Raw genomic sequence first — 13139 nt, forward strand, 5'->3', positions numbered from 1 at the left:
TTATTGTGGAGGGTAAGGTAATGCTTAGAGCGGGATTCAAACAGATTCCCGCTCTTTTCTTTTAGTACCGATCAATAAAAAACCCCGAAGGAACAAGTCCTGCGGGGCATATATAAGCCATAGTAATTATTCAGATTAATGACGTATCTGTTCCTTTTCCAGGTTGAACAGATCGTTCAATACGTCGATCAGCGTTTCCGCTTCTCCCCGCTTGCAAGCCGCCTTCAATTGAAGAACCGGTAATTTGAGAATCTTTTGCATCATGCTGATGGTAATTCTTTCTACCTTTTCCAGCTCAGCGTCATTCAGATTTTTGGTAAAGCGTGTTAGCTCTTCCTTTCTGATCTGTTCCAAAGCACCTTTCAACTTCTGGATGGTAGGTGAAACAACCATTTCTTTAGACCAGTCATTGAACTCCAAGACCGCTTCATCAATGATTTCCCTAACTTGAGGTATCGATTCTAATCTTCTGTTTAAAGCTTCGTCCGCTCTGCTTCGGATAGAATCAATCGTATAAAGCATAACGCCAGGAATTTCCTCCACTTCAGGAGAAACACTACGCGGTACAGAGAGATCTATGAAATATTTAAAAGACATTCCACGCAGACGAACCATCATTTCCTTGGTAAAGAAAGGTTCATCACGTGCGATTGATGAAATGATCACATCGGCTTTTGAAACTTCCGCTTCGATATCTGATACATCGGCAACCCGGAAACCAAGTTCATCTGCCAGTGCATCCGCTTTACTTCTCGTTCTGTTGATAATCGTAACGTCCGCATCCTGCTTCTGTGCGAGGTTGCGGCAAACATCACTTCCTATCTCTCCCAAACCTACCACCAAAATTTTCGGACTCGGCATCAGACCTTCAACCAGATCCACAGCCGCATAAGACACCGAGGCTGCTCCATCACGGAAGAATGTTTCCTGTGCAACTCTCTTATTGGCAAAAAATATCGTGTGAAGCAAACGATGCAGAAAAGGACCTGCAAGGTTCAGATCTGCAGTCCACTGATAAGCATGCTTAATCTGGTTCGGGATCTGCATATCTCCTACAACCTGGGAATGTAATCCTGTAGCCACCTCAAATAGGTGCTGCACTGCGTTTTCGCCGGCAGAAAATTGCTCAAAATAATCTAAAAACGGCTGAACGTCAGAAATACCTTTTTCTATCAGCAAAAGCTTGATGATTTCCTCATTCAGGTCGTCAGCAGAAGAATAGTAGATTTCAGTGCGATTGCAGGTAGAAACGGTCAGAACGTCTGTAATATCAAAGAAATCCTTCAAACGCAGCATTATACCCTTAGCGCTGTCCTCATTCAGAGCAAGCTGTTCCCTTATCGCAAGAGGGGCTTTCCGGTGTGATAAACTTATTGATTTGAACTGATTATACATCACTGTTTCTAATTCTGATTACAAAAATACGGCACAAAAACTACAATAGGAAAGTGATTGAAAGGCCTGAGGTCTATTTAGAAATTATATAAATAAATCCAAACTTTGCTTTACAAATTTCCTGAGCTTACTTCGCTGCTTTCATGACCATTGTCATGTTTTAAACTGATCTTGCATCCCGTAAGTTGCACAATGGCCGATCCGGCACAGATATTTGTCATCATTATTGAACTGTTTGTCAGAACTATAATCCAGCTAATTACAAACTACAACTAAGATTAAAACAGAAGTGATGTAACTTCGTTTGTTTTTATACACCTATACGATCAGATCCTGATATTAATGAATTCTGATACCTCGAAACAAAAACCAAAATTCCGGCTGCATCCGGTCGCATTGCTCAACAGCAACCGGTTGAGACGATCCATGACTGACGTGTATGACCAGAAAATATTCCTCAAGTACATGATCGGTGTTATACTGCTTGTACTGAGTATAGGTTCTTTATTCTACACTAACAATCTGGTAGACAAGCTGGAAGAAAGGGAAGAAAGAGAAGTAATTCTTTATGCTGAACTGGTACGTACCATTACAACGACTGATATTAACGAAAACGTAAATGTGATCCTGACGGTGATTCAGGACGCTGTAAATTTTTATCAGATACCCGCTATTTATGTAGATGAAAATAACATCAGTCAGGCTAACCTGACCATAGAGAAAGACTATCCACCAAATGTTACGCCACAGCAAAAGGAAAAGATTATCGATGAGCACCTGGCTGTGATGAAGCAGGAACATACGCCAATACCAGTAGATCTCGGAAAGGGTAAAACAGGCTACATTTATTATAGCAATTCCTTTTTGCTTACGCAGCTACGTTATTACCCTGCCATCCAGCTTTCTGTAATGCTTCTGATTGGTTATCTGGCTTATCTTGCCTTTAGTTCTGCCAGAAAAGCGGAACAGAACAGAGTATGGGTAGGACTCGCCAAAGAAACAGCACACCAACTCGGCACGCCGCTGTCTTCGTTGATGGCATGGGTGGAGTATTTCAGAAGTGATCCCAATATAGAGCCTTATATTGCAGAAGAGATTGAGAAGGATGTGATAAGGCTGGAAATGATCACCACCCGTTTTTCAAATATAGGATCTGTACCTACAATGAAAGAAGAACCGGTTTCAGAAATTGTGATTGACTTTATCACTTATCTTCAAAAAAGAGTTTCTTCGAAAGTGAATTTCACGGTTGATAACCAACTCGCTCCGGAACAAACCACTTCATTGAATAAAAACCTGTTTGAATGGGTGGTGGAAAATATCTGTAAAAATGCGGTAGACGCAATGGGAGGAATTGGAGAAATCAACGTGACCTTACAGGCTCCGCCAAATACAAATCATATCCTGATCGATATTTCAGATAATGGAAAAGGAATGACCAAAGTAAACATGAGCAAGATATTTAATCCGGGGTTCAGTACGAAAAAGCGTGGCTGGGGATTGGGACTAACGCTGGCAAAACGTATTATTGAGAATTACCACTCCGGTAAATTGTTCGTCAAAAGCTCTGAGCTGGGCAAGGGTACCACTTTTCGAATTGTGCTACCTGCCCAGGTTATTGAAGATTAGTAAAATTAATTTCTTGGAATCGGCACTGTAACAGCATCTTCTTCCGGCACTTCAATCTGATTACTGATGTGGAAAGCGCGGTCGATGATTCTTACCTTGTATCTTCTCTCTGCCATTACACTGGTATTACCAATCGGATTTCTGATATACATATCTAAAACACCCTTGATTGGTCCCGGTTTACCATCTGTTTTTAACACAGGAAAGAAGTTCACACTATCCCCCGAAAACACCGCTTCATTCCAGGATCCATTTGGTTGCTTTGTCATAGTAACGGCTTCATAATTAGCGGGAAGTCCCCATCCTGAAGCCCTGGCATACGCAGCTGATACCTCAGGATTTTGCAGATCCTGAACATTTTCTCCCAAATCACCATCACCATCTTCAAACCGGACAGATAATATCACAGTTTCATACCTCTGAACAGATTGCGCCGGAGTTCCTACATCGAGCGTATCAATTTCGGTAAACTGGCTGATACCATTGTAATATATAGTAGGTGTATTGCTGAAATCGGGGATATCAACGCATCCGCTTAACGCGATCACAGGTAACAACAAGGCGGGTAATTTATACTTCATACATTTTTAGCATTAATATGAAAGAAAAGGATCTTGGTAAACTTTATACGCTGTTTCGCATTTCTGACTTTCTACATCTAACTTTGTCCTTCAAACACGAAAGTAACAGTATTGAAATTGTCAAGCAACAAATCTTTTTCAGAACAACGTAACCATTTACGTCAACAAATCATAGAGCTGAAACCTTCCGGCTTTTCTGACCTGGCTTTGCAGATTTTCCAATTTCAGGCAGCCAATAATCCGGTTTACAATCAATACCTCAACAATCTGAAAGTTGACGTTTCCCGTGTTAAGGAACTGACAGAGATACCATTTCTGCCCATTCAGTTTTTCAAGCAACATGCGATTGCAACTGGCCCCTTAACTGATCCGGTTGTAACTTTTGAAAGCAGCGGTACTACTCAAACAAGAGGATCATATGCTTTGCCAAGTCGCCACATGCTCTTCGATGCAGACCTATATACATCCGTTTCCAAACGAATTTTTGAAGAACATTATGGCCCGCTGAAAAATTTCCATATCCTGGCGCTGCTACCTTCCTACCTGGAACGAAATAATTCGTCACTGGTGTATATGCTGGACCACTTTATTACGGAAACTGACTCAGAATTATCAGGCTTTTATCTCCACAATATCAATGATCTGCTAAAACGTCTTCGCGCGCTGTCTGCCCGACCGGATGGAAAGAAGATTTTACTTATGGGTGTTACTTTTGCACTGCTGGATCTGGCAGAAAGTGATACTGATTTATCCTTTCTTTCCGCTATCCATGATCTGTATGTAATGGATACGGGAGGCATGAAAGGTCGCAGACAGGAATTGTTGAGGGAAGAAGTGCACGACATCCTCACCCATGCATTTGGTGCCCATGTGATTCATTCAGAATATGGGATGACTGAACTGCTCTCTCAGGCATATTCAAACGGACACGGTATTTTCAACCCAGGCTACTCCATGCGTATTCTTCTACGCGATGTAAATGATCCTTTCGCCGTATTTGACCACAATATCACTGCTTCTAAAACTGGTGGCGTCAACGTGATTGATCTCGCCAACCTTGACACCTGTTCATTTATTGAAACTCAAGATCTGGGTCGCTTCGGACAAGATATTGATTCTTTCTACATTATGGGACGTTTTGATAACTCAGATATACGTGGCTGCAACCTGATGGTAATCTGAAATATTCGACTCAATAAAAGACCTTCGGCTTCTGTCACATGAACATCTCGTAACTTTAATTTATTTTTAATCACTACAGCAAACTGATTCACAGATATATAGCTCATTCTGTTTTATATAGAATTATTCTAAAAATCAATGAGTAATAATATTTCCTAAATTAGCCAAATTGTTGTAATTGCATTTATCAAATGTATTATTACACTATGGGATTATTAACCTTACATGTGATATTAAAATGAAAAGACGTGATGCAATAGGCCGTGTTGCACTTTTGATGGGAGGTGCACTTTCCGCCCCAACCATGCTGGCTTTTTTGGAAGGTTGCAAACAAGCTGGTGATGCTGCTACCGGAATAACCTTCCCTTTTCCTACCGAAAGAAAAAATCTTGTTTCAGAAGTTGCCGAAATCATTATTCCTAAAACAGATACTCCTGGTGCTAAAGATGCCAAAGTGGGTGAATTCATAGAGATGATGCTGAAGGATTGCTATCCGGAAAAAGACCAGGCTAGCTTTAACAAAGGCTTAGACGAGCTAGAGAAAAAAGATTTCCTGAAAGCTTCTCCGGAAGAACAAGTAAAAATTCTTACCGAAATGCAGACTGCAGCTAAAGAGGAAACGGCTAAAGCAGGTGAAGAGAAAAAGAAATATACGGAAGCAGGTAAAGAATATACCGACGGTGGTGTCCCTTTCTTCCGCCTGATGAAAGAACTTACTTTACTCGGATACTTCACCTCAGAGCCTGGCGCTACGCAGGCACTTGAATATGTAGCTGTTCCTGGTCGTTACGACGGTTGCATCGACCTGAAGACAGGTCAGAAAAATTGGGCCATGTAATTATCCAGATTGGTGAAATACCTGAAGAAAAAGATAGTGAGATGTGGTATTTCAAAAATTAATCAATTCAATAAAATCTGAAATCATTCATCATGAATTTAAATATAAAGGCAACAAAACAAGCCACGTACGACGCAATCGTGGTGGGTTCCGGAATAAGCGGAGGCTGGGCTGCAAAAGAACTGACTGAGAAAGGTCTCAAAGTTCTGATGCTGGAGAGAGGACGTGATATCAAACACATCGAAGATTATAAAACTGCAACTCTTGCTCCCTGGGAGCTGGAGCACAGAGGCCGTGTAACTACCGTAGCAAAGGAAGAATACTGGGCAGGAATGAGAACAGGTTATACAGCCAACGAGGAGCACAGATACCTGTTTGAAAATGATAAGGAAAATCCATACAAAGAAACAAGAGGTTTCGACTGGATTCGTGCCTACCATACAGGCGGACGTTCACTATTGTGGGGACGTCAGAGTTATAGGCTTAATGCAGCGGATTTCGAAGCAAACGCAAAAGACGGAATATCTATCGACTGGCCTGTACGCTACAACGAAATAGCTCCGTGGTACGACTACGTTGAAAAGTTTGCCGGTATCAGTGGAGCAAAGGATGGTTTGGATGTATTGCCAGATGGAAATTTCCTGCCGCCAATGCAGATGAACTGTGTGGAAACAGCTGTAAAAGGAGAGATTGAGAAAAAATTTGCAGGTCGCCATGTGATCATGGGCCGCGCTGCACACTTAACCCAGCCTCAGGGATTTCACACAGAGCTGGGCAGAGCTGCCTGCCAGTTCCGTAACATGTGTATGAGAGGCTGCCCATATGGAGCCTATTTCAGTACGCAATCTGCCACGCTGCCAGCTGCTCGTAAAACCGGAAATCTTACGTTGATCAACGATGCGATCGTTTCTGAAGTGATTTATGACGAAAAAGCGGAGAAAGTAACAGGTGTTCGTATCATCGATCAGAACACGCTGGAGTCGAAAGAGTATTATGCAAAAATCATATTCCTTAACGCTTCCGCCATTGCATCTGCATCTATTCTGATGAACTCCAAATCCAAGCGTTTTGCAAACGGACTTGGTAACGAAAGTGATCAGCTTGGCCGTAACATTATGGATCACCATCTTGCTGTAGGCGCACGAGGAACAATGCCTGGCTTTGAAGACAAGTATTACTTCGGACGTCGCGCGAATGGTATATATGTACCTCGCTACCGTAACTGGGGTACCGACAAACGCGATTATCTTCGCGGATTCGGATACCAGGGAGGTGCAAGCCGCGATAACTGGGGACGTGGCGCAGGTATGGATGGATTCGGTGCTGACTTTAAAAAGCAACTTACTGAGCCCGGTGCTTGGAATATGAACCTGGGAGGATTTGGAGAAATGATCCCTGACGAGAAAAACCGCTTCACCCTGCACCCTACCGAAAAAGATAAATGGGGATTACCTGTAGTGGTATTTGATGCTGCTTATGGCGATAATGAAAAGAAAATGCGTGTGGATATGATGAACGATGCAGCTGAAATGCTCGAAGCTGCAGGTCTTACCAATGTAACTCCATACAACGATGAGTCAAAACATCCTGGTATCGGTATCCACGAAATGGGAACGGCAAGAATGGGTAATGATCCTAAGACATCAGTGCTTAATAAGCACAACCAGGTTTGGGGAGCTACCAACGTATATGTAACGGATGGAGCATTTATGACATCTGCTTCATGTGTGAACCCATCACTTACCTATATGGCCATGACCGCACGCGCTGCTGATCATGCTGTAAAGGAATTGAAAAAAATGAATATATAATATAAGATCAAGCTATCATAATCAAAACCTCACCCGGTAAAACTGGTGAGGTTTTTTCTTTGTAGGTATAGCCTATCATCATGGTGTAGCGGTAATACTTCAATAGAAAACCTCATTCAATAAAATAAGTTAAGTGAAAAGCTCTGTCATATCTGCACGAATATCTTCCGTTGACGCTTATCGTGGCTTCGTTATGTTGCTCATGATGGGCGAAGTATTACGATTTGGAGATGTCGCCGAAGCATTGCCAGAAAGCTCTTTCTGGCGGTTTATGGATTTTCAACAGAGTCATGTGCCATGGGTAGGCTGCTCATTGCATGATTTGATCCAGCCTTCATTTTCATTTTTAGTCGGAGTCGCTCTTCCCTTTTCTATATCGAGTAGATCATCGCAAATGCAAAGCCGGAATGTGATGTGGATGCATACCCTGAGACGATCAATCATTCTTATTCTTCTTGGGATTTTTCTGCGCTCAATGCATAAAGAGCAAACCAATTTTACTTTTGAAGATACATTGACTCAAATTGGACTTGGCTATCCTTTTCTGTTTGCATTGGGATTTTCGACAACTCGCGTGCAAGTCATTACTATAGTATCCATACTGTTCAGCTACTGGTTAATTTTTGCGCTTTATCCCTTACCCGGCCCTGATTTTAACTGGTCGGAAGCAGGAGTTTCTCCCGATTGGGAACATCATCTGGACGGATTCGCAGCGCACTGGAATAAGAACACCAATGCTGCGTGGGCCTTCGACCGCTGGTTTATGAACCTTTTCCCTCGCGAATCTTTATTCCATTTCAATGGAGGAGGCTACAGCACACTGAGCTTTATTCCAACACTGTGTACGATGATACTCGGACTCATAGCCGGACAGTGGATCAGAAAAATTGGTGCAGGAAATGCGTTGCTTAAAAACTTTCTCGTTACGGCCGCTTTTCTTTTTGCGGCAGCCATATTATCAGATGTAACTGGAATCAATCCTATCGTGAAGCGAATCTGGACTCCCGCCTGGACGCTTTTCAGCGGTGGGTGGTGCTTCCTTTTACTTGCAGCATTTCATTATATAATTGATCTCAAACAAAAGGTATCCTGGTTCACTGCGCTAATCATGATTGGTAGCAACTCCATTGCAGCCTATGTGATGGCAGATACACTAGCTGGTTTTTTCTCACATTCATTCGAAATACATCTGGGATCTCAATACAACCAATTTTTAGGCACCAGCTATCAGAATTTGGTTACCGGAACGATGGTTCTTCTGATTGAGTTTTGGATACTGCAAAGCATGTACAAGAAGAAAATTTTTATAAAAATCTGATTGATTGAAGGTATATATTTGAAAAACAAACCAGTCAATTAAAAATATGCAGTTTATAAAAGCAGTACATCATATAGCCATTATTTGTTCTGATTACGAAAAATCAAAACAGTTTTATACCGACATTCTTGGCTTTCGTATAGAGAGAGAGGTTTTCCGTGAACAAAGAAATTCATACAAACTGGACCTCTCCCTGCAAGGTCATTATTGCATCGAATTATTTTCCTTCCCGGATCCTCCCGCGCGCCAATCCCGTCCTGAGGCATGTGGACTTCGCCATATAGCTTTCGCTGTGGACAATATCGAACATGCGATCGAGTACATCAATGGAAAAGGTGTAATTACAGAACCTGTGAGAATTGACGAATTTACCGGGCGAAAGTTCACCTTTTTCTCTGATCCTGACGATTTGCCAATAGAATTCTACGAGGTGTAAGCCAAATTCTACTTCAATTTCTTATATAAAAATGTGACTATTAATAGCCTCCTGTCGTCTAGGCTGAAACAATCACAAACACTATAAGAAATATGAAAAAGTATTTAGCAGAATTCATCGGAACATTTTGGCTCGTTCTGGGCGGTTGTGGTAGTGCCGCACTTTCAGCTGCATTTCCGGAAGTAGGGATAGGCCTATTAGGCGTTTCCCTGGCCTTTGGTCTTACTGTAGTCACCATTGCTTACTCGCTGGGACATATTTCAGGAGCTCATCTTAACCCGGCTGTTTCTGTAGGCTTGTGGTTAGGAGGACGATTCTCTGCCAAAGATTTGATTCCATATATTATCTTTCAAATACTTGGAGCACTTGTAGCAGCAGGCGTTCTGCAAATGATAGTTACTGGTAACGGAAGTGCAATCGGTGATTTTGCAGCCAACGGATATGGTGCTCATTCACCCGGCAAATACAGTATGAATGCTGCACTCATTACCGAGTTTGTCATGACATTTATATTTCTTATCGTGATTTTGGGAGCAACAGATCGTAAAAGTGCGCCGGGTTTCGCTGGCTTAGCTATCGGTTTGGCACTTACGCTTATCCACCTCATCAGTATTCCTGTCACTAACACTTCTGTGAATCCTGCGCGAAGCATCAGCCAAGCGATATTCGTAGGTGGTTGGGCACTGGAGCAGTTATGGCTTTTCATTGTTGCTCCAGTTGCTGGCGCCGCAGTGGCAGCCATTGTCTATAAATTAATTAATACAGATGACAATTAAGCTGCACCTCTGATCACCACATGCCCGTAATGATCGTGTTGATATTTGGAAAGGATTTTGTAAAATTCAGAAATCCTTTCCAAATGGTCAGTTAGAATATGCTTTACATCGGTCACATATTCAAGATGACTCTCAAGTGATTGATAGGATTGAAGAACCGTTGATTCTATATTCATCAGATGTTTTACAATCTGACTTCCTTCCTCTACGTTTGCCAGCTGATTACTGAATGTCGTATCCGAATGTTTATTACTCAGATCCTCGTCAGTGAACAAACACTTTATGTAATCATATATGCCTTGTATTTCCTTCTGAAATAAAAGAGCACTAAAGTATCCCTGACTCAATGTTTTTCGTAGAGACCCTATATTATCTTTTTGCAATGCCTCCCGGTATAGAGATGCTCTTACACGCTGTGCCTTCCAAAGTATAGCTACTTTACTCACAAACTCCCTTGCTGCTTCCTGTTCCATATCTCTCCGCGTTATTATGATACCATGAGTGACAACATAATTGTGCCCGGAATCTACATAACAAACTACAAATTGGATAAGTGTAAGTTTTCATTCATTTTTTCCATAAATAAAAAGTAAAGGTCATGTTGTAACAGTATTCCTGTTATGTGCGTATCAGTAAATACAAAGGAATGGGCTATTTAATACCCACTTATCACGCTTTTATGAACGCTCTGTCCTGGTTACATTTTTAAACTGAAAGGAAAGAGGCTAACTTTGCTGCCTTTGTTATAATAGAAATCCCTTGAAAGAGTTTATATTCTTATACGAGGCTATTACCAGTTTACGAATTTTGGATTAATATGTTTAAACCCCGCTTAATACACGCTCTGCTTATTACCTGTGCTGTTACTGCCTGCCGAAAACCTGCTTCCAATCAAGTAGTGGCAACCTCAGAAACCCCGTCATTGGTCAAAATCGGAGCTAGTGACTTCTCTCCATCAGAATTTACTGAATCATACGAAAAAAATAAGGCAGCTGCTGATTCATTGAAAACGCTGACTCCGGAAGAATACCTGCCCTTGTATACAGACCTGAAAATAAAAGTCTTACAGGCAAAAAATGAAGGAAGAGATACCACGGCTGCTTTTAATGAAGAAATCAGCTCGTACCGTGAACAACTCGCTAAGAACTTTCTGACGGATAAGCCAATGATTGAAAAGCTGGCTACAGAAGCTTACAACCGATTGAAACAAGAAGTAAGAGCATCTCATATTTTGATAAGTGTACCTGAAGATGCTTCTCCTGCCGATACTTTACAAGCCTATAGAGCAGCAATCGCTTTGAGAGGCAGACTGGAAGAAGGCTCAGACTTTGGTGAGTTGGCATCTCGTTTTTCTGCTGATCCATCCGCTAAAACAAATAAGGGGGACCTTGGGTATTTTACAGCTTTTCAAACGATCTACCCATTTGAAAACGCGGCCTACAGTCTGGCTCCCGGAAAGGTGTCTCAGCCAATCCGTACCAAAACAGGTTATCACCTGATTAAAGTAACAGACAAAAGAAGCAGTCGCGGAATGGTGCAGGTGGCTCATATCATGATTCGCATGGACTCAACAGCTACACCTGTTCAAAAGGAAGTTGCTCAAAAAGCAATCCAGGATGCGTATTCAAAACTTGAAGAAGGCGCCGACTGGCAAAGTGTCGTGGATGAATACTCTACCGATATCCAGTCAAAAAGAAATAAAGGATTGTTACCCTTATTTGGAACCGGGCAAATGGTACCGGAAGTGGAGGAAGCTGCGTTTGCATTGAGTAAACCGGGCAGTTACTCAAAGCCTGTGAAAACAATGTATGGATGGCATATCATCAGGCTCGTTGAAAAGAAAAACATTGAGACCTATGCCAATATGGCTCCTTCCCTACGCCAGAAAGTAGTGACTGATACCCGCGGAAGAGCATTGGATCAGTCAAATGCCCTTCGTTTACGGAAGAAGTTTAAGGTTGAAGAATTTGCTGATGCCTGGAATTCCCTTTCAGTACTGGCCGATAGTAGTTTACTGACCGGAAAATGGGATTATGCAAGAGCTGTTGGTGCAGACTGGTCAACTACGAAACTTTTTACGATTGAACTTCAGCCATACTATGCATTGGAATTTCTGAATGAGGTCAAACGGATTCAGAAAGGCAAACCTAAAGGATCTTTCGCTGGAATTGTCTTCAAAAAGTATTATGATGATTATCTTACAGCGAAACTGGCTCAATACGAAAGAGCTCATCTGGAAGAATCGAGCGCTGAGTTCCGTAGTCTGATTAACGAAATAAAAGAAGGAGTGTTATTATCACAGGTGATGGAGCAAAATGTGTGGCAGAAATCCCTGACTGATTCACTAGGTCAGGTTCGTTTTTATGAAAAAAACAAGGTAAACTTTCCAATGCCCGAACGAGTAAAAGCAACCCTTGTTTCAGCACCGGACACACAAACAATCAACACGATCAGGCAAACACTTGCTCAAAGCCCTTATAAACTGGAAAGAAAAGGAATTGAATTACTTTTTGCTGAGGGAATTAATGATTTGAGTAAACAGCAAAGTGAAGAATTATCAGAACTCTTTGCTGTAATGAAAGCAAATCCTGACTACCTGGTAGAAATCGCAGGTTACAGATCTGCTTCTGAACCTGAGTCCATGTCGGCAAGCCGCATTAAAAACATAGTGAAATACCTGAGTTCAAAGAATATTTCATTAATCAGAATCATTGAGAAGGACTATGGCTCGTTCCGTCCATCAACGGAGCTTGCAAGAAACAGAAGAATCAGCTTTCAATTTTTCAGCAATTCGCGCAAAGATGTAGAAAAGACCTACAATGGCGGGGGAGACGAAAACGTTATCATCAGCGAAGGATATTTTACCAGAGAAAACCCTTTGTTAACCAATATAAAATGGCAAACCGGAGAGCAGCTTGTTGCAGGAAATAATAAAGCTCTTTGGATCAAAATTGATGCGATTGAACCGGCAAGAATCAAAACCTTCATGGAAGCGCGCGGCAGTGTGATCAATGGTTATCAGAAAGAACTCGAAAAACAGTGGATTTCGCAATTACATGAAAGATATCCCGTAAAAGTGAATCAGGAAGAATTACAAAAAATCAAGCGTTAAAATGTACTTTAGCATTTTGAAATGTAATTGGTAACAGCTGAAACCCAAACACTCCTTTAAA

General features: G+C 41.8%; 11 protein-coding genes. 8 read left to right on the forward strand and 3 right to left on the reverse strand.

Features of this window, described 5'->3' with window-relative positions; genetic code table 11:
• Positions 1-135: 135 nt before the first annotated feature.
• On the reverse strand, positions 136-1395 hold the full coding sequence (gene hemA / locus AC1XUE_RS16135; protein ID WP_483357016.1) for a glutamyl-tRNA reductase: 1260 nt from the start codon (positions 1393-1395) through the stop codon (positions 136-138).
• 342 nt (positions 1396-1737) lie between these two features.
• On the opposite strand from hemA, the gene AC1XUE_RS16140 reads away from it, so the two are divergent.
• On the forward strand, positions 1738-3024 hold the full coding sequence (locus AC1XUE_RS16140) for a sensor histidine kinase (protein WP_483357017.1): 1287 nt from the start codon (positions 1738-1740) through the stop codon (positions 3022-3024).
• A gap of 5 nt (positions 3025-3029) precedes the next feature.
• Here the strand turns inward: AC1XUE_RS16140 and AC1XUE_RS16145 are convergent, their stop codons facing one another.
• Positions 3030-3605 (reverse strand): hypothetical protein, encoded by a 576-nt coding sequence (locus AC1XUE_RS16145; RefSeq protein WP_483357018.1) that lies wholly within the window; start codon positions 3603-3605, stop codon positions 3030-3032.
• A gap of 111 nt (positions 3606-3716) precedes the next feature.
• Here AC1XUE_RS16145 and AC1XUE_RS16150 point away from each other — a divergent pair, with 111 nt between their 5' ends.
• The 6 genes from AC1XUE_RS16150 to aqpZ all read left to right on the forward strand — a co-directional run bounded on the left by AC1XUE_RS16150 (position 3717) and on the right by aqpZ (position 9966).
• Positions 3717-4787 (forward strand): acyl transferase, encoded by a 1071-nt coding sequence (locus tag AC1XUE_RS16150; RefSeq protein WP_483357019.1) that lies wholly within the window; start codon positions 3717-3719, stop codon positions 4785-4787.
• A 238-nt stretch (positions 4788-5025) separates the two neighbouring features.
• Positions 5026-5625, forward strand: coding sequence for a gluconate 2-dehydrogenase subunit 3 family protein (locus AC1XUE_RS16155; protein ID WP_483357020.1), 600 nt, complete (start codon positions 5026-5028; stop codon positions 5623-5625).
• A gap of 92 nt (positions 5626-5717) precedes the next feature.
• A complete protein-coding gene (locus AC1XUE_RS16160; RefSeq protein ID WP_483357021.1) occupies positions 5718-7436 on the forward strand; it encodes a GMC oxidoreductase in 1719 nt (572 codons plus the stop codon).
• Between the two features lie 133 nt (positions 7437-7569).
• Positions 7570-8754 carry an acyltransferase family protein gene (locus AC1XUE_RS16165; protein WP_483357022.1) on the forward strand — a complete coding sequence of 395 codons (1185 nt, stop codon included), beginning with the start codon at positions 7570-7572 and terminating at the stop codon, positions 8752-8754.
• Between the two features lie 46 nt (positions 8755-8800).
• Positions 8801-9190 carry an SMU1112c/YaeR family gloxylase I-like metalloprotein gene (gene gloA2 / locus AC1XUE_RS16170; protein ID WP_483357023.1) on the forward strand — a complete coding sequence of 130 codons (390 nt, stop codon included), beginning with the start codon at positions 8801-8803 and terminating at the stop codon, positions 9188-9190.
• Between the two features lie 92 nt (positions 9191-9282).
• The gene (gene aqpZ / locus AC1XUE_RS16175) at positions 9283-9966 is read left to right on the forward strand and encodes an aquaporin Z (protein WP_483357024.1); all 684 of its coding nucleotides are present in this window, start codon (positions 9283-9285) and stop codon (positions 9964-9966) included.
• Here the strand turns inward: aqpZ and AC1XUE_RS16180 are convergent.
• A complete protein-coding gene (locus AC1XUE_RS16180) occupies positions 9963-10439 on the reverse strand; it encodes a hypothetical protein (protein ID WP_483357025.1) in 477 nt (158 codons plus the stop codon). The genes aqpZ and AC1XUE_RS16180 overlap by 4 nt on opposite strands.
• Positions 10440-10783: 344 nt before the next feature.
• Between AC1XUE_RS16180 and AC1XUE_RS16185 the strand changes: the two genes are divergently transcribed.
• Positions 10784-13078 carry a peptidylprolyl isomerase gene (locus AC1XUE_RS16185; protein ID WP_483357026.1) on the forward strand — a complete coding sequence of 765 codons (2295 nt, stop codon included), beginning with the start codon at positions 10784-10786 and terminating at the stop codon, positions 13076-13078.
• Positions 13079-13139 lie beyond the last annotated feature (61 nt).

It is taken from the genome of Dyadobacter sp. HNCC25DJ187, from assembly GCF_056895255.1.